17 protein-coding genes and 1 riboswitch are annotated in these 24,994 nt (G+C 36.1%); of the genes, 10 read left to right on the forward strand and 7 right to left on the reverse strand.

Annotated elements, in window-relative coordinates; genetic code table 11:
- Nucleotides 1-80: 80 nt before the first annotated feature.
- Nucleotides 81-15,113: a cell surface protein gene (locus AC3EMB_RS08365; RefSeq protein WP_488517618.1), complete on the reverse strand. Its 15,033-nt coding sequence runs from the start codon at nucleotides 15,111-15,113 to the stop codon at nucleotides 81-83.
- Between the two features lie 122 nt (nucleotides 15,114-15,235).
- Here AC3EMB_RS08365 and AC3EMB_RS08370 point away from each other — a divergent pair, with 122 nt between their 5' ends.
- The gene (locus AC3EMB_RS08370; protein WP_095691141.1) at nucleotides 15,236-16,096 is read left to right on the forward strand and encodes a GNAT family N-acetyltransferase; all 861 of its coding nucleotides are present in this window, start codon (nucleotides 15,236-15,238) and stop codon (nucleotides 16,094-16,096) included.
- 43 nt (nucleotides 16,097-16,139) lie between these two features.
- Here the strand turns inward: AC3EMB_RS08370 and AC3EMB_RS08375 are convergent, their stop codons facing one another.
- Nucleotides 16,140-16,700, reverse strand: coding sequence for a cysteine hydrolase family protein (locus AC3EMB_RS08375; RefSeq protein ID WP_098976434.1), 561 nt, complete (start codon nucleotides 16,698-16,700; stop codon nucleotides 16,140-16,142).
- A 182-nt stretch (nucleotides 16,701-16,882) separates the two neighbouring features.
- Between AC3EMB_RS08375 and AC3EMB_RS08380 the strand changes: the two genes are divergently transcribed.
- Nucleotides 16,883-17,143, forward strand: coding sequence for a DUF6123 family protein (locus tag AC3EMB_RS08380; RefSeq protein WP_001195212.1), 261 nt, complete (start codon nucleotides 16,883-16,885; stop codon nucleotides 17,141-17,143).
- 2 nt (nucleotides 17,144-17,145) lie between these two features.
- On the opposite strand, the gene AC3EMB_RS08385 is transcribed toward AC3EMB_RS08380, so the two are convergent.
- The 3 genes from AC3EMB_RS08385 to AC3EMB_RS08395 all read right to left on the reverse strand — a co-directional run bounded on the left by AC3EMB_RS08385 (nucleotide 17,146) and on the right by AC3EMB_RS08395 (nucleotide 19,392).
- Nucleotides 17,146-18,051 (reverse strand): DMT family transporter, encoded by a 906-nt coding sequence (locus AC3EMB_RS08385; RefSeq protein WP_000712599.1) that lies wholly within the window; start codon nucleotides 18,049-18,051, stop codon nucleotides 17,146-17,148.
- A 13-nt stretch (nucleotides 18,052-18,064) separates the two neighbouring features.
- Nucleotides 18,065-18,451, reverse strand: a complete 387-nt coding sequence (locus AC3EMB_RS08390) for a reverse transcriptase-like protein (protein ID WP_000573877.1) — start codon at nucleotides 18,449-18,451, stop codon at nucleotides 18,065-18,067.
- A 68-nt stretch (nucleotides 18,452-18,519) separates the two neighbouring features.
- Nucleotides 18,520-19,392, reverse strand: a complete 873-nt coding sequence (locus AC3EMB_RS08395; protein WP_053564860.1) for an aldose 1-epimerase family protein — start codon at nucleotides 19,390-19,392, stop codon at nucleotides 18,520-18,522.
- 132 nt (nucleotides 19,393-19,524) lie between these two features.
- Nucleotides 19,525-19,569, forward strand: a riboswitch (PreQ1 riboswitch).
- Nucleotides 19,570-19,575: 6 nt separating this feature from the next.
- Between AC3EMB_RS08395 and AC3EMB_RS08400 the strand changes: the two genes are divergently transcribed.
- The 3 genes from AC3EMB_RS08400 (at nucleotide 19,576) to AC3EMB_RS08410 (ending at nucleotide 21,061) form a co-directional block, all read left to right on the forward strand.
- Complete coding sequence (locus tag AC3EMB_RS08400) at nucleotides 19,576-20,061, forward strand: QueT transporter family protein (RefSeq protein ID WP_001026474.1); 486 nt, start codon at nucleotides 19,576-19,578, stop codon at nucleotides 20,059-20,061.
- A gap of 151 nt (nucleotides 20,062-20,212) precedes the next feature.
- Entirely contained in the window at nucleotides 20,213-20,872 is a 660-nt protein-coding gene (locus tag AC3EMB_RS08405; protein ID WP_000875548.1) for a ribonuclease H family protein, read from the forward strand.
- Nucleotides 20,873-20,884: 12 nt separating this feature from the next.
- A complete protein-coding gene (locus AC3EMB_RS08410; protein WP_000358801.1) occupies nucleotides 20,885-21,061 on the forward strand; it encodes a zinc-finger domain-containing protein in 177 nt (58 codons plus the stop codon).
- Nucleotides 21,062-21,095: 34 nt separating this feature from the next.
- On the opposite strand, the gene AC3EMB_RS08415 is transcribed toward AC3EMB_RS08410, so the two are convergent.
- Complete coding sequence (locus AC3EMB_RS08415) at nucleotides 21,096-21,344, reverse strand: DUF2564 family protein (RefSeq protein ID WP_000534400.1); 249 nt, start codon at nucleotides 21,342-21,344, stop codon at nucleotides 21,096-21,098.
- 119 nt (nucleotides 21,345-21,463) lie between these two features.
- A complete protein-coding gene (gene cspB, locus AC3EMB_RS08420) occupies nucleotides 21,464-21,661 on the reverse strand; it encodes a cold shock-like protein CspB (protein WP_001161731.1) in 198 nt (65 codons plus the stop codon).
- 261 nt (nucleotides 21,662-21,922) lie between these two features.
- On the opposite strand from cspB, the gene AC3EMB_RS08425 reads away from it, so the two are divergent.
- From AC3EMB_RS08425 to AC3EMB_RS08445, 5 genes are all read left to right on the forward strand, one after another.
- The gene (locus tag AC3EMB_RS08425) at nucleotides 21,923-22,651 is read left to right on the forward strand and encodes a YqcI/YcgG family protein (protein ID WP_086409061.1); all 729 of its coding nucleotides are present in this window, start codon (nucleotides 21,923-21,925) and stop codon (nucleotides 22,649-22,651) included.
- Between the two features lie 14 nt (nucleotides 22,652-22,665).
- Nucleotides 22,666-23,409, forward strand: coding sequence for a LysE family transporter (locus tag AC3EMB_RS08430; RefSeq protein WP_016513073.1), 744 nt, complete (start codon nucleotides 22,666-22,668; stop codon nucleotides 23,407-23,409).
- Nucleotides 23,410-23,428: 19 nt separating this feature from the next.
- Nucleotides 23,429-23,722: a hypothetical protein gene (locus AC3EMB_RS08435; protein WP_000286361.1), complete on the forward strand. Its 294-nt coding sequence runs from the start codon at nucleotides 23,429-23,431 to the stop codon at nucleotides 23,720-23,722.
- A gap of 78 nt (nucleotides 23,723-23,800) precedes the next feature.
- Nucleotides 23,801-24,430, forward strand: coding sequence for a sterol desaturase family protein (locus AC3EMB_RS08440; protein ID WP_488517619.1), 630 nt, complete (start codon nucleotides 23,801-23,803; stop codon nucleotides 24,428-24,430).
- 222 nt (nucleotides 24,431-24,652) lie between these two features.
- Complete coding sequence (locus tag AC3EMB_RS08445; protein ID WP_053564857.1) at nucleotides 24,653-24,994, forward strand: DUF485 domain-containing protein; 342 nt, start codon at nucleotides 24,653-24,655, stop codon at nucleotides 24,992-24,994.

The following is a 24,994-nucleotide window of genomic DNA, read 5'->3' on the forward strand; positions in this document are numbered from 1 at the left end:
TCCATTGTAGTGTGATAAAGGTAATGAAAAAGAGATTGTAATTTGGTTTCAACCAAACTACAATCTCTTTTTTGTTTCAATTACTTCCACCAAATCCAAGTCCAAAGGTAATTTCGTACATTTCGAGGAGTAATGCGAATGAAGCGTTCACCGTCAAAGAAGCAATTTAAATTTGGAAGTGTTTCATCTGGATTTTCTGGAACAAAGGTGACGATGTTTTCGTTACTTGTAACGGTTACTGTAATTGGTGGATCGGTAGGCGAGACTTGAAGTTGTAACGAAATATTGGCCGTATTTTTAAATTGATTATTAACAGGTGGACTTATTACTTGTACTGTGAATAACACGATAATTGTTTCGTTTGGCTCTAAATTAGTGGCAACTAGGAAACCGATATTCGGATTCGCTAGTGGAGAGCGTTCACCGTTAATAAAGACAGTGCCGTTTATAAATTGTAAACCTGCTGGAATGGTATCTTGTAAAGAAATATTTGAGAGTGAAATTTCGGAAGTATTTGTAATACGCACCGTGTAATCAAAATATTGATTTAAATAAGCTGAGCTGACGGAAGCATTTTTCGTGACTGTTGTAGTTATAAATTGAACTGGTATACGAACGATATTTGAATTAACAATGAAAGTAATAATTGGATCCTGTGGTGTCAATTGAAAGGCAGCGGTAACTGTTGCAGAATTTATAATTGTACTATTTGAAGGAATAGAAGTTACGAGAACTTGGAATGTTATAGTTGCTACTGAATCTGCAGGTAAAGAGCCGATATTAATACCAGTGTCTGGACGAACATTTGGAACGGGAGTACCGTTAATTGTTACGCTGTTTTCTATAAATGTTGTACCAGCTGGAATGCTGTCTATAACAGAAGTGCTGATTGTCGGAATTGGGGAGTGATTAAATACCGCTAATGTGAATGTAATGATATCCCCTATAACGACAATAGATTTGTCAGTTGTTTTTTCAATACGAACCATCGGATCAATGACTGTCGTTGTAACGGTATTTGTTTGCTTTGTAATTGTAATAGGTGGTTTTGTTGGATCAATGATAACGGTATAGGAAACAGAAGCATCGTTATTAATTGTAGGTTGAAGAGTAGAAGAAGATATTGTCACTTGGAACGTAATAATAGCAGAGTCATTAGGAGCAAGATTTCCTAACGTAATACCATTTTCAGGATTCTCATTAGGCTGATTGATTCCGTTAATTGTAACACTACCAGCAACAAAAGTCGTATCTATTGGTATGGTGTCTATAGCAAGAAGGTCTTCAATCGTTACATTACCGCTATTCATAATCGTAATTGTATACGTTAAAGTTTGAGCAGGTAAGGCATTCGTTACATCAACAGATTTTATGGCAATGACATTATCATTTTGGACAGTAGTTGTGACGGTATTTGTTGTAGTCGTATTTGTAACGGGTACGTTATTTGGGTTGACTATATAGTTAAAAGTAGTAATTGCGTTGTTGTTTAGTTCATTTGGTGTTGGAATAGTAGTCACAGTTACTTGGAATGAAACGATAGCATCTCCATCTACAATTATAGTACCAATTGGTATGCCGCTTACTGGATTCACTCCTGGAAGAGTTTCTCCGTTTACAATGACGCTATTTTCTATAAACGTAGTACCTTGAGGAATAATATCTTGAATGATTACATCATTTACTGCAACATTACCGGTTTGATTTAGTGTAATCGTATACGTTAACGTATCACCAACCGTTGCAAATGCAAGGTCAACAGCTTTATTACTATTCAAATTCGCGTGATTAATTTCTGTTGCGGCAGCTGATGAAATAATAGTTTCGGTAATAGGTGGTCGATCTGGTACCGTGTATTCATATTCAATTGTACTCGTGTTAGAGATTGGATTTGTTTGTGGAATCGAAGTAACCCGTACTTGGAATAGAATAGTTGCTGTCGTATTAGGCGGAATGTTATCAATTTGTATACCGTTAAGAGGGTTGTCATTTGGCCGAGCGTTGCCGTTCACGATAACACTATTCTCTATAAAGCTCGTATTTGCTGGGATGATATCTGTAACAATAATGTTTTCGACTTGTATATTTCCGTTATTTATGATGGAAATTGTATAAGGGATGATAGTTTGTAAGTCAGCATATTGGATAGGCGTTGTTTTTGTCGCAATTACATTAGCAGAAATAACTTCAGTGAAAGTAATATTGCTAGTCGATATTTGTTCTTCCACGTTTATTGTATAACGAGAAGTTGATTGATTTTGAATATGACCGCTAGTTGGAAGAGCTACGACGGTAACAGAAAATGTGACTGGGATAGAAATGTTAGGAGCAATCGTTCCTACAAGTATACCTACACTTGGGTTGGCGTTAAGCTGAGGAATGTTATTTACTAAAACGCTACCGTCAATAAAGGTTGTTCCATCAGGTATATTGTCTGTAAATACAACAGCAGTGGCATCCGTATTCCCTGTATTCGTTAAAGTTGTTGTATAAGTTAAAATGTCACCAATCGTTACAGAGGTTAAATCAACAGTTTTAAGTGAAACGATATCAGCATCATTAATTTGAACGAAAGTAGTATTGGAAGTAGTAGATTTTTGAATTGGTGCAAAGTCAGGATTGAAAATAAAGTCGTAGACGACGTTTGCAGTATTAGGTGTTGGATTTACAGTAGGTAAATTTGTAACGGAAACTTGGAATGTTATTGTAGCCATTTGACCTGCTGCGACATTAGGAATGGAAAAGCCAATATTCGGATCTGCTGCAGGAAGTACAGTATTATTAACTACTACACTTCCTGGAATAAATACTGTTCCATCCGCTATAGTATCTGTAAAAAAGATGGAGTTAGTTGTAGCCGATCCATTATTTTGAATGAATACTGTATATTCAATGGTTTCATCAATGTTAGCTAATACAGTATTAGTGGACTTTGTAGCAATAAGAATAGCATCAATAAATTGTATGTTTGTAGCATTGGAAGAGGTCGTTTCTGAAATTGGTGGTGTGCTTGGGTCTGGTCGATACTCATAGTGAATGACGGCGATATTATTAATTTTATTTTGTGGCGGTATAGAGACTACGCTTACTTGGAACGTAACAATAATCGTATTATTTGGAAGAATTATATCAAGATTGATACCTGTAATTGGATTTTCGTTAAGTCTTGGTACGCCATCTACAAGAATGCTATTTGGAACGAATGTGGTGCCAGAAGCAATTGCGTCAAGTAGGAGAGTGTTTGTAATAGGTATTGTACCGGCGTTTGTAACTGCGACTGTATATGTGATGATTTGACCGATACGTGTAATGGATCTGTTAGCAGATTTAATTGCATTAACATTTGCCGTTCGCACTTCAGTATTTACTGCATTTGATAACGATCTACGCTGAATAATTGGAGAACTAGGGTCAATTTGGTATTCGTACGAAGTGTCTGAAATATTAATGACTGTATTGCCCTCTGGTATATTTGTAAGTTGTACTTGGAATGAAATAGTGACTGTTTCATTTGGTTGTATCGTGCCGAGAGTTACTCCGTTTTCAGGATTCACGCCAGGCTGAATTACATTATTTATTGCTAAGCTATCTTCAATGAATATAGTACCTTCTGGAATGTTATCAATGAACACGGTATTGTTAGCTGGAACGGTTCCTATATTTTGTAGTGTATTTGTGTAGGTAATCATTTGCCCGATTGATATGAAATTTACATCCGCGCTTTTAACAGAAATAATATTTGCATTTTGAAGTGATGTTGTAACAATGTTAGAATTTGCAGAGCGATTTACTGGTGGGGCTGTAGGAATACTTACATATTGGTAAGTTGCTGAAGATTGATTTACAATTTCAGTTTCATTCGGTGGATTATTTGTTTGCACTTGAAATAGTATCGTTTTGGAACTGTTTGCTGGAATTGTTCCAATCGGTATTCCGTTTTCAGGATTTACACCTGGCTGAAGGACACCGTTAATTGTGACACTATCGGGAACGAATGTAGTCCCAGCTGGGATAGAATCTGTGAAATTAATATTTATTGCGTCAACATTACCGATATTTTTCACTTCAGAAATATAAAGTATAGTTCCACCGATATCTACAGTTGTTGGATTGGATGTTTTTGTAATTGTCAATTGTGCTTGCACGAAATTTGTAATGACGATATTACTAGTAGATGTTTCAGTAATAGGCGGTTGCCCTGGGTCTGGTTGGATTGTATATGTTGTATTGGATTGATTTGTAATCGATTCTTGCGAGAATGAATCGTTAATAAGAATTTGGAACGAAATAAGGTGAGTAGCGTTTGCTGCTAAGGTAGGTAAAGTAACACCTACATTTGGATTGGCATCAAGTATAGTTGTTCCGTTAAGTGTAAAACTATTTTCTACGAATGTAGTATCTTGGGGGATCGTATCTGAAAATATGAGATTCGTAGCTGGAATATTTCCTGTATTTTCTAGTGTTATTGTGTAAGTCAAAATATCACCTGTTGTTGCTTGCTGTGCATTGACTGCTTTTAAAGAAAGGATAGTCGCATCCGAAATTTGTGTGAAAGCAGGATTAGACGTAATTGTTCGGGAGATGATAGGAGCAGTTGGATCGGCGATAAAAGTATAGTCAATACGGGCTGTATTAGAAATTGGGTTCACGCTTGGAATAGATTGAACGATAACCTGGAATGTTACAGTGACGATTTCTGACGGTGTGATGGAGTTTAATGGTATTCCTACGTTAGGATCAGCATCTGGAACGGAAATGCTATTAATAGTTACGCTATTCGGAATAAAGGTAGTTCCTTCGGGGACCAAATCTGTTAAAGTAACTGTATTTGCAGTAGTATTTCCGTTATTTTGAACGACTACTGTGTAAGTGATTGTACCGTCAGTAGATTGTACGAGAGAATCTGTACTTTTAATTACGGATAACGATGCATCAACAACAGCTGTATTAACCGTATTAGACGAGGATGTTGCTGTAACAGGAGGTTGACTTGGATCGACAATATACGTGTAACTTGTAAGTGCTTGATTTATAATTGCTCCTTGTGGTGGAATAGAACTTGCAAGAAATTGGAATGTAATAGTAGCGGAATCACCTGGTGCGATAATACCAACGGGAATACCGAGAGTTGGACTTGCATCTGGAAGTGAAATCCCGTTGAGCGTAACACTATTTGGAACAAATAATGCTCCTTCAGGAACTCCGTTAATGAGTAAAACAGAGTTTGCAGGGAAGTTTCCAGTATTCGTTAATGTTGCTGTATACGTAATTACATCCCCGATAGACACAATTGAACGATTTGCTTGTAAAACAGTTGTAACAGTCGCGTTATTAATTTGTGTTGAAGCGCTATTAGAATTTATCGTGCCTGTAACAGGAGGAGAGGCCGGATCAACGATGAATGTGTATTGAATAGATGCTACGTTTGTAATCGGATTTGAAGGTGGAGTTGATGTAACTATGACTTGGAAAGTAACGGTTAAGGAACTATCCGAGCTAATTGTTCCGATATTCACTCCGTTATTTGGATTTGCACCTGGAATTGTACTCCCATTTACAGCAAAACTATTTTCAACAAAGGTTGTTCCTGCTGGAACTGGGTCTGAGAAATTTACATTCGTAGCGTTTGTATTGCCACTATTTTGAATCAAAACTGTATAAGTGATCGTATCTCCAATATTTGCAAAGGCTGTATTAGCAGTTTTTACAGCTGAAAGTATTGCTGTATTAATAGAAGTAACGAAGACATTCGTTTCCACATTGCCAGGCTGAGCCAGTAATGCATTGCCTACGTTATATTGGAAGTTAACAAATCCTAAGTTTTGGAGTTCAGGTGTGAACGTTGTTGGATTACTTACGATTTGTACTTGGAATATGATTGTAACAGTTTGATTTGGATTGATTGTATTTATGCCAACACCGTTAATAACCGAAGCGGATGGTAATGGAGTGCCATCAACAATAACTGATCCTGCAACAAATTGTGTCCACGATGGTAAAGGGTCTGAGAATATAGCGTTGTTAGCAGGAATATTGCCTGTGTTCGTAATAGTCGTTGTATACGTAATCGTATCACCAATCGTTGCAAAAGTTTTATCTCCTATTTTAATAGTATTTAAAATAGCACTTTCAATTTTTGTTGTAACGTTGTTAGAAATAATATTTTTTGAAACTGGAGGATTAGCTGGATTAACGATATGTTGAAAGCTAACGCTAGCTTGATTAGTAATTGGATTTATAGGCGGAATTTCATTGGCGATAATGTTAAATGCTACGATGACAGATTCGTTTGGCGCGATATCACCGATTGGAACGCCTGTAATGATATCTGCATTTGGGATGCTAGTTCCGTTCAGTGTAAAGCTATTCGGTTCAAAGGAAGTTCCGTCTGGAATAAGGTCGGTAAAAATAACATTCGTTGCACTCACATTTCCGCTATTTGTAATTGTAACGGTGTAGGTAATATCCTGCCCGATATCTACCGTAGATACATTTGAATTTTTTTGTGCAGTAAGGATAGCGCTATTAATTTGTGTTGTCGTTGTATTAGATTGATTGGAAGTTGTAATAAGTGGCTGGCTAGGATCAACGACATAATGATATGTGGTAGAAGCAGAGTTAGAAATGGGATTAAGTGTTGGAAGTGTAATAACAGTTGCTTGGAATGTAACGATTGCCGTATTACCACCATTAATGGAACCAATATTTACACCAGTTGATAAATCGGCGTTTGGAATGGTTTGCCCATTAGCTGTGAAACTATTTGGAACGAAACTTAAATTGCTATCAAGAATATCGATAATAGTTACATCAGTTGCGGTCACATTCCCGGTATTAGGGAGGTTAAGTGTAAATGTTATTGTATTACCAACATCCGCAAAAGTAAGGTCTGCTGTTTTTGTGCTAATAATAGTTGCATTGTTTATTTGAAGGAGTGTAGTGTTGGAAGTAGCTGCACTTGAAACGGGAGGATTAACAGGATCAACAGTAAATTCATACGTCGTTGCTGCTGTATTTGGTGCAGGATTAATAGGTGAGATGCTGTTCACCGTAACTTGAAAGACGATACTATATATTTCATTTGCTGGAAGTGTTGCAAGTAATACGCCTGTATTTGGATTCGCATTCGGTTGTAAAACGCCATCGACCGTTAATGTGTTAGGAACAAATGTGAGTCCACTTGGTAATGCATCTGTGAATACTATATTAGTTGCATCGGTATTGCCTATATTGGTAATAGAAGTAGTATAAAAAGCAGTTTGCCCGATATCAGCAAAGGATACACTTTCATTTTTCGTCATAGATAATATTGCTTCTTTAATTTGTGTTGAAACAGGATTGCTAATTGAAGTTTCTGCTTCAGGTGGTGAGACTAATTGATACGATGTTGATGAGAAATTTACAATTGGGTTTGCGGTTGGTAATGATGTTACAGTAACTTGGAACGAAACTGTTACTGTAGTCCCGGCTGTTATTGTCCCAATATTCACACCGTTCGATGGATCCGCCCCGCTTTGAGGAACTCCATTAATAGAAAATGTGTTTGCAATAAATGTAGTGACGCTTGGTACGGTATCTGTAAATATAACATTTTGTGCGGATGAGTTTCCATTGTTTGTTAAAACGACAGTATAAGTGAGTGTGTCTCCAATACGACTAAAGGATTTATCGACTTGTTTTAATGAAAGAATGTTAGCTGTATTAATCGTAGTAAACACTGTGTTTGAAGTAACGTTTCTTGAAACAATAGGTGCATTGGGATCAGCGATAAATGTGTAAGAAGCAGTAGCGGAATTGGCAATAGGATTTTGAACAGGGGTAGAAGTAGCGGTCACTTGAAATGCTATAGATATTGAGCTGTTAGGGGCAATTGATCCAATCGTTATGCCTGTATTAGGATTCAATCCAATTTGTGTGAGTCCATTTATTGTAACGCTATCAGTAATAAATGTTGTACCATTTGGTATAAGATCCGTGAAAGTAATATTAGTTGCATTTGTATTACCGTTATTCGTTAAAATTGTCGTATAGGTTATGGTATCGCCTAGTGTTACAAGGGTTTGATCGACCGATTTTACCATCGTTATCATAGCATCTAATACAGGATTTGTAGCAATATTCGTAGAAGTAGAGGTAGTAGCAGGAGCGCTGTTTGGATCAACAGTATAAGAATATAAAATTGTGTCATTACCCATAATTGAACTGGAAGGGGAAACGGAAATAACATTTACTTGGAAAGTAACAGTTACCGTTTCACCAGGAGCGATATTTGGTATATTTACTCCAAGTGCTGGTTGCGCACCAGACTGCTGAACGCTATTTATTGTGACTGAATTTGGTATAAAGGTAGTGTTAGCTGGAATAGCGCTTGTGAAAGTAATATTAGTTGCGGCTGTATTTCCGGTATTTCTAATAGTAGTTGTATACGTAATCGTATCTCCAACTGAAACTATAGATTTATCAGCACTCTTTTTTGTTGTTAAAATTGCACTATTAATAGTTGTCGAAACCGTATTAGATACATTCGTTTGCGATACGGCAGGTTGGCTAGGATCGACCACATGTGCAAATTGTACAGAGCTAGAATTAGAAATTGGATTTATACTTGGAATGTTTGTAACAAGTACGTTAAGAGTAATCACGGCCGTTCCATTTGGGTTTATATTTCCAATCTGAATTCCGTTAGCTGGATTTCCGATTTGCTGTGTACCAGAATCGTTTGTAAGAGTGCCAGATATGAATGTCGTTCCATCAGGTAAAGTATCCGTAAAAATTATATTTTGTGAAGTGACATTTCCAGGGTTACTTAATGTAATTGTATAAGAAATTGTATCGCCAATTGTTGCGAAAGTTTTATTTACAGATTTGATTGCCACAATTTCCCCAGAATTTATTTGTGTCGAAACCGGATTGGACGTCGTACTTCTTGAAACGAGTGGTAAGTTTGGACCTGTCATAAATTGATAATTAATGGAAGCGCTGTTTACAACCGGTGAGTTTGGTCCGCCTGGTCCAATTGTGAAAATTGGATTTGGAATGCTAACTACTTGCACACGGAAGGTAACGTTTATAAAATCTCCAGCAATAATATCCCCAATCGGTATCCCATTCGCTGGATTTACTCCAGGCAATAAAACTCCGCCTACTCGAACGCTATCTTCTATAAATACTGTGTTATTTGGAATCGGATCTGTAAAAATGATATTCGTAGCAGTTGCGTTTCCTATATTATCTAATAAAACAGTATACGTTAAAAATGAATTTCCAGGTGCTACGTCAGAAAATAGTCGATCTACACTTTTCGTTGCTTGAATAATCGCTTCGTTAATTTGAACTAAAGTTGGATTACTTGTAGCTGTTTCTATCACCGGCGGCTGGGTAGGATCAATAATGATCGAGTATGTTGTGCTAGATTGGTTCAAAGTTGGGTTTGTAGCTGGTATTGAGCCAACGATAGCTTGAAAGCTAATTGTTGTCGTTCCTCCAACTGGAATTGAGTCTAAAGAGATTCCGCTATCTGGTCTAAATCCAAGTTGTGGGATTGTATTAATTTGTACGCTATCAGGAACGAATGAAAGTTCAGGTGGTAATATATCGATAAAAACAGGTGTGTTTGCTGAAGTATTTCCGCTATTGGTGAGGATAGTTGTATACGTAATTGTATCTCCAACAGCAGCAAAAGCACTGCTTGCAGTTTTTGTTGCGATAACGGAAGCAGTATTTACTTGTGTAAAAGTTTTATTAGATTGAACTGTTCGTGAAACTGGCGGTTCATTTATATCTACAATAAAGCTATATTGAAGCGATGATTTGTTCGGGATTGGATTCGGGTTTGGAAGTGTTGTAATGTTTACTTGAAAACTGAGTGTAGCAGATGCATTTGAATTCAAGTTACCAATATTGATACCGTTTTGTGGATTTGCATTAGTAATAGTTGTTCCATTTACCGTAAAACTATTTGGAATAAACGTTGTACCATTTGGAATTACATCTGTAAAAATAACATTGTTTGCGGTAGTATTACCGGAATTAGTAATGGTAGAAGTGAAAGTAAGTGTATCTCCAATAGTAGCGAATGTTGAATTGACAGTTTTATTTATAGAAAGAGTAGCATCAATAATTGGAGTAACCGTTGTATTCGTAATTGTACTATTGACAGCAGGTGATTGGTTGGGATTCACGGTATATTCATAATTTACAAGAGCATTATTTGTTAATGTGCCACTAGGTGGTATCGCTAAAATTTGTGCTTGAAAAGTAATAAATACAGTATCCCCTGGCGAAATATCTGCCAAGTGAATACCAAGTGATGGATCTAATCCTGGTTGTGGGACATTATTGATCGTTACGGAGTTTTGGATAAATGAAGCTCCTGCACCAAGCCCATCCGTTAAAACAGTCGCACTAGCAGGAGTATTACCTGTATTTGTTACTGCAATCGTATAGGTAACGATATCGCCAATTGCAGCTGTCGGTGTATTCACAGACTTAGTAGCGACAATAGTAGCGTTATTAATTTGAGTTGTTATTACGTTACTTAACGTATTGGCGGATGCTGGAGGTAAGTTAGGATCTACGACGTACTGGTACGTTGTATTGCTTTGGTTCGGGATTGGATTTGGATTCGGGATAGAATTTACTTGTACTTGGAACGAGATGAGCGTATTTGCATTCGGATTTATTGGATCAATGGCAATTCCACTTGCTGGATTTACATTAGGCAGTGTATTCCCGTTTACAGTAACACTATTAGCAATAAATGATGTCCCGTTTGGAATTACATCTGTAAATATTACATTTGATGCAAGTGTGTTCCCGTTATTCGTTAAAGTAGTCGTGTACGTAATAATATCATTTACGTTAGCAAACTGTTTATCTGCAGATTTAGTAGCGGCAATTGAGGCGTTATTAATAGTTGTCTGTACAGTGTTAGAAGCAACCATCTGCATCACAGCAGGTTTGGATGGATCATACGTATATTGGAATGTTGTGCCTGATTGATTTGTAATTGGATTTACAGTAGGGATAGTTGGTACAAAAACTTGGAATGCAACGGTGCGTGATGAATTCGCTCCTATTGTACCAATTGAAATGCCGGTAGCAGGATTTGCGTTAGCTACAGGGACATTATTAATCGTTACAGTATTAGGAATGAAGAGGGTACCCGCTGGAATGATATCTGTAAACGTTACATTAGCGGCAGGGATATTCCCGTTATTTGTTAAAATAGTCGCATATAGTATGACATCACCAACATCAGCGAAGTTTGTACTCGTTAGTTTTGTAGCAACGATATTAGCAGTATTAATTTGTGTAGTTACTATATTGCTAGCAGCGTTTCTAACAAGAGCAGGTAAATTTGGATCAGCGATAAAGCTATATTGAAGTGAAGCGCTGTTTTGAATTGGGTTTGGTGAAGGTAGCCCATTTGCACTTATTTGAAAAACAATCGTTGTAAAACCACCTGAAGGAATGGAGCCGACTTGAAGACCGGTACTAGGGTCTGCACCTAGTTGTAAAGCACCACCTATAAAAATACTATTTGGTACGATTGTGGTGCCATTAGGGATTATATCGGTAAAAATAACATTATTTGCTATAGTATTTCCAAGATTAGCTAAAGAAATTGTATATGTGATTGGTTGCCCGACATCGGCGATAGTTAAATCTACTTCTTTGACAATCACTACATTTGCTAAATTAATTTGTGTACTTACAGTGTTACTTACAGATGTTTCTACAGTTGGTGGATCGCCCGGATTTAGAATAAAACTATACTGTGTACTAGATGAATTTATCGTTGGGTTTTGTGTTGGTAAAGAGGTGACGGTTACTTGATAAGAGACGGTAAGTGAGCCGTTAGCAGCAATGGAAGGTAGTGGAACACCTATATTTGGATCTGCGTTATTTTGGAGTACACCATTAATAAGAAAAGTGTTTGGAATAAAGGTAGTCCCGTCTGGATTCGTATCTACGAAAGTAGGACTATCAGCAGAAACACTTCCTGCATTCGTCAAAGTAACAGTATAAGTTAATATATCCCCTACGGTAGCGAACGCTCGATCCACTGTTTTGGCTGAAATGACATTTGCATCGTTTACTTGAGTAAATGTAGTGGTTGAAGTAGTGTTCTTACTTACAGGTGAAGCGTTTGGATCAACAATAAAGTTATAGGAGATGGAAGCGCTATTTGAAATAGGGTTTGGATTTGGAATGCTAGTTATTACTACTTGGAATGAAGCTGTAATTGTAGTATTAGCATTGATGCTACCAATATTGATGCTAGTTGGTGTAACGCCTGGTTGAGTAACACCGTTAACTATAACGCTATTTGGTACAAAGGCGGTTCCATTCGCAATTGAATCGGATAGTAATACATTGTTCGCTGCAACATTCCCATCGTTAGTAAGAGCGAAGGTGTAAGTTAATACATCGCCAACTTCCGCAAACGTTTTATCTACAGATTTATTAGCATGGAGATTTGCTAGTCTAATTGTTGATGTAACAGAATTAGAATTTGCTGTCTTTGAAGTCGGTGGCAAATTTGGATTTACAGTATATAGATAAGAAGCGAAGGCATTATTAATGATAGGATTTTGGGTCGTAATATTGATGACTGTTACTTGGAAAGAAAGGGTAAAAGTAGCCCCGCCAGGAATTGTGCCGATAGGTAAAGCGACGAGAGAATCTACATTTTGCAAAACTCCGTTTAGTGTTACAGTACCAGGAGTTAATATCGTTCCATTTGGAAGTGGGTCTGTTAGTTGAACGTTATTAGCGGCCGTATTTCCACTGTTTGTAATAAGGATTGTATAACTTATCGTTTCGCCAATTGTGGCAAATTGTTTGTTAGTTGATTTTGTTAATGTTACATTCGCATTGTTAATTTGAGTGGAAACGAGATTAGAAGAAATGTTTTTTGTAACGGGTGATTGGCTAGGGTTGACGGTATATTGATAAGAAGCACTTGATCCGTTAGATACGACATTTGACGCGGGTATTGTATTTACTACTATTTGAAATGCAACATTTTTTGTTGTGCCGCTTGGGATGGATCCAATATTCACGCCGTTAGCGGGATTTGCGCCCACTTGTGTCGTGCCATCTATTGTTAAACTGTTTAGAACGAAAGTTGTTCCAGTAGGGATGACATCTGTAAAAATAACATTGTTCGCATTTGTATTACCTGTAGCTGTAAAGGAAACGGTGTACGTTAGTGTATCACCAATATCTGCAAAATTTTTATCTACCGCTTTCGTCATTGTTACAGTAGCATTATTCACTTGAGTGGAGACAATATTTGTCTTATCAGTCCCACTTACTGCTGGTTGATTAGGTACAGGAATGTATTGATATGTTGTTGTTCCACTATTTAATATTGGGTTTGTTTGAGGGATAGAAGGAACGAGTACTTGGAATGAAATAGTAGTAGTGGAATTTGCGGCAATTGACCCAATTGATATACCATTAGCGGGATTTGCGCCAGCTTGAGTAACTCCGTTCACAGTTACACTCCCTGGAATGAAAGTAGTCCCGCTAGGAATCGGATCCGTATATATCACATTCGTTGCAGCGATATTTCCTATATTAGCTAAGGCAATACTGTAAGTTAATGTTTCACCAATATCGGTAAAAAGTTTGTTAACTGATTTTGTTCCATTAATATCTGCGAGGTTAATTTGTGTTCCAGCAGAGTTGCTTGTTGCAAGACCATTAAAAGTTGTTCCTCCGGCGATTGGTGTATATTGAAATGTAATATTAGCAGTGTTAGAGATAGGATTTTGACTTGGAAGAGAAACGACAGTAGCTTGGAAAGTTACTATACGAGAAGCACCATTATTAATTGTTCCAAGAGATATACCAGCCGCAGGATTTGCATTTGTTTGTGGTACGTTATCTACTGTTACAGTGCCGGGTATAAAAGAAGTACCGTTAGGGAGACTATCTATAAAAATAGCGTTATTGGCAGGAAGAAGCCCGGTGTTAGGGATAGTAACTGTATAAGTGAGAATATCTCCAATTGCAGCAACACTTTTATTCACGCTTTTCGTCGCTTGTATATTTGGTGAGTTTATATTAATTTGTAAGCCTACTGTATTTAACATATATGCGTCTCCGTTAGTAGTTAAACGGATTGCGGCGGATACTTGTGAGTTTGTTAAATAAGGAGAAATATCAATGGAAGTAATGTCCCAGCCCTGTCTTCCTGCGGAGATGTTTGTACTTGTAGAAGCACTTTGATTTCGCGTTCCAAATGTCCCTGTTGTATCTAAGTTTCCTGCAGCATTATTAACTTGAGAACCGAAGAAATTATTTATAGCATTGTTTGGTCCAGATAAAGCATTTAATGAACTGAAATTTGGTCCAAATAAAGCTTGATCCCCGGTTAAATCTGCATCTCCTTCAGTAGAACTTAAAAATAATCTCCCGCTTACTGGTCCACCTGAAGGTGTTAAAAATCCAGAAACAGATACATCAGCACTACCAGTTTCTGCAGAAACACGGTTACCAGCTACATAAATGGTTAAGTTTCTTGCTGGCAATGTCCCGTTTTGATAAGCGACGATAAGCGTCCATCCAGCCGAATTAATTGTTCCATTAGAAGCATCTATAGGATCTACAAGTCCAGGAACCGCTCCTGTAGTATAGGAACCAGAACCTCCCGCTTGAATAAGAGTTGTTACGTCTGCTGAACGAGTGTAAAAGCCAAATGTAATAGAGTTTGAAACGAATGTTTGATTTGAAGCTGTAACAGCTGAAGGAGTAATCGAGTATGTTGAAACAGGTGTTGTAAAAGAAACTGGGTTTCCTAATACACTCGTAATGTTTTGATCACGAGATAAATAGTTTCCACCCCAAACGAGTTCTGCGTAAAGAATAGTACTACCAGCAGGGATATTTAAAATAGCGGTAGAACTATTTTGTGTATAGTTTAACGTTGTACCAGCAGGAAAAGTAGTTACTTGTAAAGCAGTATTCGTAGTTACGAATGCACCAATTGCCCCGATTGTACCAGCACGGTTTTGATTACTAATTTTACTTAAGCCTAAAGTATTGCCTGTAATAGCGAGTGCGCCGTTAGTGGTGGTAGAAAATCGATTCGTAATGGGCATGTTGTCACCTCATTTACAATATAGTCTTGGTCAAAATAACATATGTGTGTGACAAATAAAGGGAAACATGTACAAGTTGATTTCGTAATAATGATTTAAATGTCTAGATAAGGGGATGGAGTATGGTTGAATTAGAAATTAGGGTGGAGTGTCTTAGGAAAGAACAAATAGGCGATATTGTAGCATTATCTTCTTATATTGGATGGGATTATAACAGAGAAGAAGTTGAAACAATTTTCAACTCAGGTATTGTATACGGTGTATGGAATGAGAGAAAAGAACTTATTGCTAGCGCAGCAATAATATTATATGGGGAGGCGTTAGCATCTATCGGAATGGTAATTGTACATCCAGATTATAAGGGAAGAGGAATTGGAAAGGTGATAACGAATTCATGCATGAATAGCGTATCAGCTCAAACTCCAATTATGCTTATTGCTACGGATGAAGGGAAGCCCTTATATGAAAAATTAGGATTTAGGGTAGTAAGCTATGTTTCTAAATATATTTGTAACTCGTACAATGCCAATCATAAATGTGCAGAAAATGAAGAATATATGATGGTTTATAGAGAGAGTGATTTAGAAGGAATAATAAAAATAGATGAAGGCGCATTTGGGACAAGCCGAAACGGGTTTTTAAAACAAAGAATTATGCAAAGTGAGCGGTGTGTCGTTGTAAAGGATACGAAAGAAGATGTAGTAGGATACGGTATAAGTATACAAACGTCGGAAAATAAAATAATAGGACCAGTCGTTGCTAAAAATAATGCGATGGCAATGAGAATAGTACATGATTTAGCAAGAGGGCATAATGGAAAATTAAGAATGGATGTACCAGAAGGAAAAAACGGTTTCATGAAAGAATTAGAGATTGCTGGTTTTAAAAAGGTGAATACACCGCCAATTATGATGAAAAATAGCGATAAATTATTAAAAAGGAGTAATGAACTGTATAGCATTGCAGCACAAGTTTTTGGGTGAAAAAAGAATCCTTTCGTGAAAAGGATTCTTTTTTATAGCCAACTTAATCACGATATTGGTCATGAGTAGGTTGAAAGAGGTCTTCCTCGACATCTCTAACAACTGAAAAATGATCAACGTTATAATGGCCGTGTAAAGTTTTATTGTGATGACCAATAATTTGCTCTGCAGACAATACGTTAGAATCAGTTGTTGAATGACCGTTTTTAATTAATGTAACGTCAAATCCTTGTACAGTTGCTGTCCTAACCGCAGTGTCAATGCAATGTTCTGTTTTACATCCGCCTATAACAATATGATTAATGTTTTCTTCTTTTAAAAGCTCAAGTAAAGAAGTGCCGTAGAATGAATTGGTTGCTGCTTTATTAATAAGGATTGCAGACTGGGGTACTTGAATTTGATTATGTACTTCAAATCCTTCGCCACTACCAGAAGCAACATCGATATCTCTTACGAAAACAATAAGAGCATTTGAATCTATTGCTTTCTGCAGTGCTATATTTAGTGTAGATAATAGCTCGGTTTTACGAAAAACTTCATTTTCTTGCTCATTTCCATCAATTAATTCTTGTTGAGCGTCGATAATTAATAGTGCTTGTTTCATCGTGTCTCCCCTTTAATATGAAATAAGTTCCACTTTACATATTCCTTCAGATTGTTAGAAAATCCTCCATTGTAAGCGAAGTAGAAGATTGATTTACAAAGTTGTCAAAGAAATTTCATTCTCATAGCGTGTAAAAACATGTATGATAGGAGATGGAGAATTTTTGAGTAGGTGGGAATAACATGCAAACAGTAGAAGATTATCTTTCATTCTTACATACGAAAGGATTTAAATTATCAGAGGAAGCACAGGGGTTTATTATGTTTGGACAAGGATATACTGGTGCGTCTGATGGGATTGTGAACGCAGCAATAGAAGCGACAATTAAACATCAATTGCAGTTTGATGGTAGTTATTTCGTTGCGTTATTAGAACGATTGAAAGAGGAAGAAATTACAGATAAAAAAAGCGCTAAGGCTTTTATGCGGAAGTTACAAGCGTAACTTCACGCAGCCTGCGCTTCTTTTTTTGTTTTGGAAGGTAATTCAACAAAAATCATGCCTAGAAAAATACATAGACATCCGATAATAGCAGAAATAGAAAGTTGTTCATTTGCAACGAGAACGCCTGTTAAGGCAGCAAAAACGGGCTCCATTGCGAAAATAATTGCTACTCTCGTTGGAGAAGTGTGTTTTTGTGCCGATGTTTGAATGAAAAAAGCAATAGATGTTGCAAACAGGGCAGTTAGAAAGAGTGCGAATAAAAAGGATTGATTCGTCCATAGTGATACTGAAAATAACTTTTCCCAATCTTCAAACAAGAAAGCGCAAATAGAAGAAAATATACCAACAGCTAATACTTGAGATGTGCTTAATAATAAAGGTGATATTTTTTTAGAAAAGAAGCCGTTAATAAGAATATGGGCAGCGAAAGCGACTGCACAACCGAGAACAAGTATATCTCCTATATTTAATTGGAAAGAATCAGCAGCTGTTAATAAGTACAAACCTGTTGTAGCTACAGCAATACCAAGTACGATGAAAATGGTAGCTTTTTGTTTTAAAAAGATAAATGATAAGATTGGGACCATAACAATGCTTAGCCCAGTTAAGAAACCTGCTTTTGAAGATGTTGTATAGAGTAAGCCAAATGTTTGCAATAAATAACCGACAAATAAGAAAAAACCAACGATTATCCCTGCCGTGCTACTATGTTTTATATCTTGTTTTGAAGTTTTTTGTGAGAAAATAATTTGAACGAATAATAAAATAATTCCAGCGAATAAAAAGCGAATACCATTAAACGTAAATGGACCAACGAAAGACATAGCGTTTTGAACGACAACAAACGTAGCTCCCCAAATAAAAGAGACAAATAATAAAGCAAGAGGAGCAATCCACTCTTTTTTCACACTCATACCCCCGTTAATTTTGTAATATAGCTTTTCTAGCTAATTCATCAGCTACTTTATTTTGACTACTTGGAATCCACTTAATAAAAAAGAGATCGAAGTTTTTTATGTACTGCAGCGCTTCATCTAAAAGAGGTGCAAATATTTTATTTTTTGCGTATTCCTTTTCAACAGCCCGTTCGACAAGCTGGGAATCTGTACGAAAAGAGACAGTGCTATAATTATGCTCGATGCAATATTTTAATGCTAGAAGTAAAGCGCGGTATTCTGCTTCATGATTGGACATTGTTCCAAGTGGTAATGATAATTGTACAGGCGGCTGAACGCCTTTAATAAACACTCCTGCACCAGAAGGACCAGGATTTCCTTTTGATGCACCATCAATATATACTTCAATCAAAATGAGAAACCTCCAAATTATAAGATTATCCCCTACTTAAATGCTTTTTGAAGTAGGGGATAGAGTAGTTATCCGATTGTGATGCTATAACGACATGTAAATGTTTCATTCGCTTGTAACGATTGAATTCCCTTTTTGTCCTTGAAATCTTTTGCTGGATTTATTTCATCAGCGATTCCATACCAAGGTTCAATACATAAGAAAGGTGCGTTATCCCCTGGTGTCCATACGCCGACAAATGGGAAGCCATCAAATTCTACTTTTACAAATTTATTATGTTTATGAGAACGAATCGAAATTTCATTCGTATTCATATTTTCAAAAATAAGCGCATCATTTTTGAATAAATCATATGTAAGTGGCAATTCAGTTGTATTTTCAGCGATTAATTGCTTTTTGTTTGAAAGATAAGGTCCTTCTAATACGCTTGTTTCTAAGCGTTCCGAACCATTAAACGATAAATGATAATCTGTAAATGATTCACCATCCAATAAAGGGAAGTTGAAGCCAGGATGTGCTCCGATTGAGAAGAACATCTCTTTTGAAGTAGGATTGTTTACTTCATATGTTACATGAACGATTTGTCCATCTAGCTCATAAGAAACGAGTAGTTCGAATTCGTATGGGTATTTTTTTAATGTTTCTTCATTACTAGTAACGATATAAGTGATTTTTGTTTCGCTTTGTTCTTTCACAGAGAAAGTAAGATCACGAGCGAAACCGTGTTGTGTTAATGAATATGATTTACCGTCTACGTAGTATGTATTATCTACTAATCGGCCGACAATTGGGAACAAAATTGGTGCACGGCGTCCCCAATAAGTAGAATCACCTTGCCATAAATATTCTGTGTTGTCTTCTTTTAAGCGAACGCTCTGTAATTCTGCACCTTTGTCAGAAATGGAAACGATCACTTTTTCATTTTGAATTGTTGCTGTCATGAAGTGAAACCTCCTAAATCTTTCATATGTTTCATTATACGTTGTCTAAAAGGAAAAAGGTAGTTTATGATAGGAATCTATTGACGAAAGAGGGGCTACCACGTAAAATATAATCTTGTTGCTTAAAAAACGAATAACGTGGTTCGAAACCATCCCACGTAAAAAAACTAAGGAGATTTTGTCATGAATATTAGAACTTTAGTCGGTAATGGTATTTTAGCGGCATTATATATTGCTGTTTCTATGCTTATTCAGCCATTTGGCTTTACGAATGTACAATTTCGTATTTCAGAGATGTTTAATCATCTCGTTGTATTTAACAAGAAAGCAATTTACGGAATTGTATTAGGTGTATTTTTAACGAATCTCTTTTTCTCACCTATGATCGCTTACGATTTAGTATTTGGAGTAGGGCAATCTATTCTTGCGTTAGTTGCAACGATTATTTCTATGCGATTTATTAAAGGTGTTTGGGCTCGTATGATTTTTAATACAGTTATCTTTACGATTACAATGTTTATGATTGCAATTGAACTTCATCTTGCATTGGGTTTACCATTTATGTTGTCTTGGTTAACTTGTGCAATCGGTGAATTTGTTGTCATGGCGATCGGTATGCCTGTAATGTACTGGATTAATAAGCGAGTACAATTTGAAAGATTTATGTAATAGATGAAAGAGCTGTTCCTATAGGGATAGCTCTTTTTGTATGTAATCATATTGAATATAATGCTGTGACTCTAGATAAAATATAATAAAATAAAGTGAGGCTTCAATTAGCCGGATATATATAAGAAGTCTTACATAAGGGGAATGTAGTATGAAATATAAAATTCATTGGTTGTATAAAACGAAGCGTGGATTGCAGACGGAATTAACAACAGAGTATATGAACATAGAAGAAGTACTTCAATTTGCAGAGGATTTTGAGAAAACAGGAAGAGCTAAGGAACTTTTATTTTACGATGAAATGGACGCAGAATGGTCATTAAAAGAGATGAAAAAGTTAAGTAAGCAAGTAGAGGAAGAGCCCCAAGAAATACTCGTTTATTTTGATGGGGGGTATGATGTGCAAACGAAAGAAGCTGGCGTTGGTATATGTGTGTATTATAAAAAAGGAAATACAAACTACCGCATTCGCCGCAATGCATATATAGAAGGTATATATGATAATAATGAAGCGGAATATGCATCATTATTATACGGTATGAATATACTCGAGGAACTAGGGATTAAGTATGAAGCAGTTACACTTCGCGGAGACTCACAAGTGGTACTGCAGCAATTAGCCGGAGAATGGCCTTGTTACGATGAACATTTAAATCATTATTTAGATCAAATTGAACAAAAGGCGAAGCAAATGAAATTAAAACTTGTATGTGAGCCGATATCTAGAAAACAAAATAAAGAAGCACATCAATTAGCAACGCAAGCATTAGAAGGAACAGTTATTGATAGTCATAAAGAAATAACCGAATAGAGAGGTGCAAAGGTGGATAAAAAGCAACTCATTACAGAGGTAAATGACTTATTAGAAACGTATTGTGAAGGATGTTTCTTGCGAGAACATAATCGAAAGACAAATAGTAAGTATTATGCTCATTCATTTTGTATAAGGCAATGTACAGTTGGAGAAACATTGAAAAAGTATGGAGAACAGTTGTCATAAAAAAACATCCAGAGAAAATTCTCTGGATGTTTTTTTAGTGCTTTGCTTCGTTTAATTGCTGCTCGCATTTGCTTAGTTTCTTTTCCTCGTTCATTAAAAAGGGTTCATCTAAATCTACTGCAACAGATTTCATAATTTCAAGCTGTGAGCGAGCTGCTTCTACTGCAGTAGTAGCATGCTCTAATGTATCTGGATCCATTGAAATTGTTGCTGAGCCTACCATTTTTTGTGCTGTTTCTACACGGAATTTTACTTCTTCAAAATCATTTACTTCTGATCCCATTGTTACTGCCTCCTTTGTATATTGCGCATTTCACATAGTTTTTGCTCTGTAAAACGGAAATATACAAAGGAATAATAAAGGAGGTTACCAAGTAAGGTAACCTCCTGTTATATGTTGGATTAAAGTTTTACTACGTTAGCAGCTTGAGGTCCGCGGTTACCTTCAGTAATGTCGAAAGATACTTCTTGACCTTCTTCTAAAGCTTTGTAGCCGTCTCCTTGAATAGCAGAGAAATGTACGAATACATCGTCAGCGCCTTCCATTTCGATAAATCCAAAACCTTTTTCGTTGTTAAACCATTTTACTTTTCCTTGCATGTTATAATTCCTCCTAAAAGCGTTTACTATTTTCATTTAGTGAAATTCATTTAAAAAATAATATAAACTAAAAATGCTATATTCTTGAATATTCTGCTAAATGATTAATTTAAATATACACGAATTGGGAGAATTTAGTCAAGTAAGCGATTTTATTTTTTGTATTTTTAAATAATTTTTCAGTCAAATTTTTAAATAGGTATAGGACAGGCCGAGTATGTAATATTCTTAATTGAATGCTATACATAATGAGGTGAAAGAATGAATAAGTCTTATTTATTAGATAATGAAGGAATAAGAACGAGAACCGACATACCGGATTGGGTTGCAAAAGAATTTGAGATTTTTTCAAGTGTCGTGTTAGAACCAACTTTTCCATGTTATTTCGGTTTAACAGCTTTGAAAAAGAATGAACTTCGTTATTCATTTCTTTCTCATAATGATTGGAGTCATTTACCGCATACAATGTTATCTTTTTTAGAGTTAATGAAAGAGAGGCCGATTGTAAGAAGGGGCTTTTTCCTTTTTATAGAACCGGAATGTGAAGAACAATCACTCGAATATTACCGCGATTCTTTTTGGAAAGTGCTACAGTATTTGCATGAAAACGATGATCAAGCATGGCCAAAGCAAATTCCTGAAGATCCAGACCATTATTTATGGGAATTTTCATTTGGTGGTGAGCCAATATTCGCATTTGGAAATGCGCCAGCTTATAAACAACGAAAAACTAGACATTTAGGGAATGCTCTCGTTATTGGGTTTCAGCCACGCACTATTTTTGATGGATTAGAGGGAGATCGTCCTAAAGGAGCATATTCAAGACAAATGGTCCGTGAGCGAGTTGAAAAGTGGGATCAATTGCCGAAACATCCGAACATTAGTCATTATGGTGACTCAGAGCATCGTGAATGGAAACAATATTTCATAGGAGACGATGTAGAACCAATAAAAGGGAAATGCCCTTTTCTTCATAAGATAAAAAAGTAAGAGCCATCACCTAGATGGCTCTTTTGTATATTTTGGATAAAAAAGGGTATTTTATTACGAAAGCTAGTCTATTTTTTCAAATTATATCATTAACTAGTAATAAAGAGAGTAGAAAGGATAGAGCGATGTTTGGAGCAATTATACAGCAAATCGTATTAGGTATTTCATTAGCTGCACCAGTAGGGCCGATTAATATTGAAATGTTAAAACGAGGAATTGAACGTGGGTTTTGGCATGCTTGGGTTGTTGGAATTGGTGGAATGACTGCAGATGTTTTATTTATGTTACTCATTTATTTCGGTTTATCTTCTGTGTTTATGTATACATATGTACAAGCCTTCATGTATTGCACGGGTTTTTTCTTGTTATTTTATTTAGGATTTCAAAGTGTAAAACAAGGAATTTTCCACTCGAATATGGAATATAAAAAAGAAGAGGTAGGTGGCCTTAAGCAATCGTTTATGGCAGGATTTTTAATTGCGATATCCAATCCATTAAATCTTGTTTTTTGGTTTGGTATATACGGAAGTACACTTAGCTCATTACTTACGAAGGTAACGAAACAAGAAGCTTTTTTGTACAGTCTTTGCATTATTGCTGGCATTATTTTATGGAATTTAAATATTGCTTTTTCTGTACATTTTGGAAGAACTTTATTAAAACCAAAAGCACTTGGCTACATAACAGCTGGAGCAGGTATTATTTTAGTAGGTTACTCTATACATTTTGCATACAAAGCTTTACAGTTGTTCACATAAGATTGAAGGGGAGATTTTTATGTATCGAACCACTATTGACGGAAAAGAAATTATCATTACGTTAGCGCCAAAAATCCGAAAAGAAATTACTGATAGAAATCCACTATATGAAGCGGTATTTCATAATGCTGCAAGATTGCTACAAACAAAGCAACCGACGTTTGCAGTAAATCATGAAATATTTGGTCTCATTATTGGAGAAGTGCAAAGAGGAGAAGTAACAGTGTTTGCAGTGGAACATATTATTCCGAAGCAAAATATATTTGGACCAAATAATTTTTTCTCGACAATAGAACAGCAGGCAAATTTGTAAAGTGAATAGAATAAGAATAGAAAAGAAATAGTCGTAACGATATGTTGCGGCTGTTTTTTGGGAAAAGGGGGAAACAAGATGAAGAAAGTGGGGGAAGAGTTCTTTTTACAACATGATATCGTTATTATGTATAGCATTCTATTTATTTTCATTATTATTTTAAAAATGCAATTTTTCTCTTGGGTTGGCATGTTAGCATTTATGTTTGGGATTGTTTTCTATACACTTAATGAATATATGACACATCGTTTTTTATTCCATATAAAGCCACCTAAAAACACATTTCTATTAAAAATGTTAAGAAGATTACATTATGATCACCACGTATATCCAGAGGATTTAAAACTTTTGTTTTTACCTGTATGGTTTAGTATACCTAGTTTTACTATTTATTTGCTTATAGCATATGGTATTACAAAAAGTGTTACTATTACACTTTCATTTGGAATCGGAATGATTATCATGCTGCTCGTTTACGAATGGAAACATTATATTGCCCATAGACCGATTCGTCCCGTCACTAAGTTTGGAAGATGGCTAAAAAAACAACATATATTACACCATTATAAAAACGAAAAGTTTTGGTTCGGTGTTTCAAATCCAGTATTCGATTTTATATTTGGAACACTTAAAGACGGAAAAGATGTTGAGCTAAGCGAAACGGCTCGTAATTTAGAAAAGGAAAAAAAGACAAAAGTAGTGCGTTAAGCACTGCTTTTGTCTTAATGAGGATAAATAAGTAAGGTGTCACTTTATTTTGAAAAAGTATATTAAAAATTTAGGGGAAATTGCCGAAAAATGTCTATCGAAAAATCTTTGCATGAATGTATGGATTGTCTAAAATGAGTATAAGTTTCTGAATATTTATAAAATTTAGTCTTTAGGTATGCAAGGGGGAAGTGTATTTCAAGTAAGAGAGGGGATCGGTTAATGAAACGAGATGATACGTCAGCACGTAAGTTGCAAAATGAGGTGAATTATACAGAGGTTGTTCAGTCGGAAGAATTTCAATTGTTATTAAATACGAAAAAGAAGTTTATCATTCCAATGAGTATTTTCTTTTTTAGTTTTTTTATCGCATTACCTATTTTAACGTCGTATTCAAAGGTGCTTAATACACCTGCATTTGGTGACGTTACATGGGCGTGGGTATTTGCTTTTTCCCAATTTCTTATGACATGGGCACTATGTATGATTTATAGCAAAAAAGCAGAGTCATTTGATGAAATCTCCCAAAAAATTCTGCAAGATATGCAAAAAGGGAGGGGCTGA

The sequence above is a fragment of the Bacillus sp. LQ16 genome (assembly GCF_057784645.1).

Coding starts and splice junctions, on each gene's coding strand:
- cspB (WP_001161731.1), bottom strand. CDS start 21,661: ATGCAAGGAAAAGTAAAATGGTTTAACAACGAAAAAGGTTTTGGATTT.
- AC3EMB_RS08415 (WP_000534400.1), bottom strand. CDS start 21,344: ATGGGATCAGAAGTAAATGATTTTGAAGAAGTAAAATTCCGTGTAGAA.
- AC3EMB_RS08370 (WP_095691141.1), top strand. CDS start 15,236: ATGGTTGAATTAGAAATTAGGGTGGAGTGTCTTAGGAAAGAACAAATA.
- AC3EMB_RS08435 (WP_000286361.1), top strand. CDS start 23,429: ATGTATCGAACCACTATTGACGGAAAAGAAATTATCATTACGTTAGCG.
- AC3EMB_RS08425 (WP_086409061.1), top strand. CDS start 21,923: ATGAATAAGTCTTATTTATTAGATAATGAAGGAATAAGAACGAGAACC.
- AC3EMB_RS08400 (WP_001026474.1), top strand. CDS start 19,576: ATGAATATTAGAACTTTAGTCGGTAATGGTATTTTAGCGGCATTATAT.
- AC3EMB_RS08380 (WP_001195212.1), top strand. CDS start 16,883: ATGCAAACAGTAGAAGATTATCTTTCATTCTTACATACGAAAGGATTT.
- AC3EMB_RS08430 (WP_016513073.1), top strand. CDS start 22,666: ATGGCTCTTTTGTATATTTTGGATAAAAAAGGGTATTTTATTACGAAA.
- AC3EMB_RS08395 (WP_053564860.1), bottom strand. CDS start 19,392: ATGACAGCAACAATTCAAAATGAAAAAGTGATCGTTTCCATTTCTGAC.
- AC3EMB_RS08405 (WP_000875548.1), top strand. CDS start 20,213: ATGAAATATAAAATTCATTGGTTGTATAAAACGAAGCGTGGATTGCAG.
- AC3EMB_RS08445 (WP_053564857.1), top strand. CDS start 24,653: ATGAAACGAGATGATACGTCAGCACGTAAGTTGCAAAATGAGGTGAAT.
- AC3EMB_RS08375 (WP_098976434.1), bottom strand. CDS start 16,700: ATGAAACAAGCACTATTAATTATCGACGCTCAACAAGAATTAATTGAT.
- AC3EMB_RS08365 (WP_488517618.1), bottom strand. CDS start 15,113: ATGCCCATTACGAATCGATTTTCTACCACCACTAACGGCGCACTCGCT.
- AC3EMB_RS08440 (WP_488517619.1), top strand. CDS start 23,801: ATGAAGAAAGTGGGGGAAGAGTTCTTTTTACAACATGATATCGTTATT.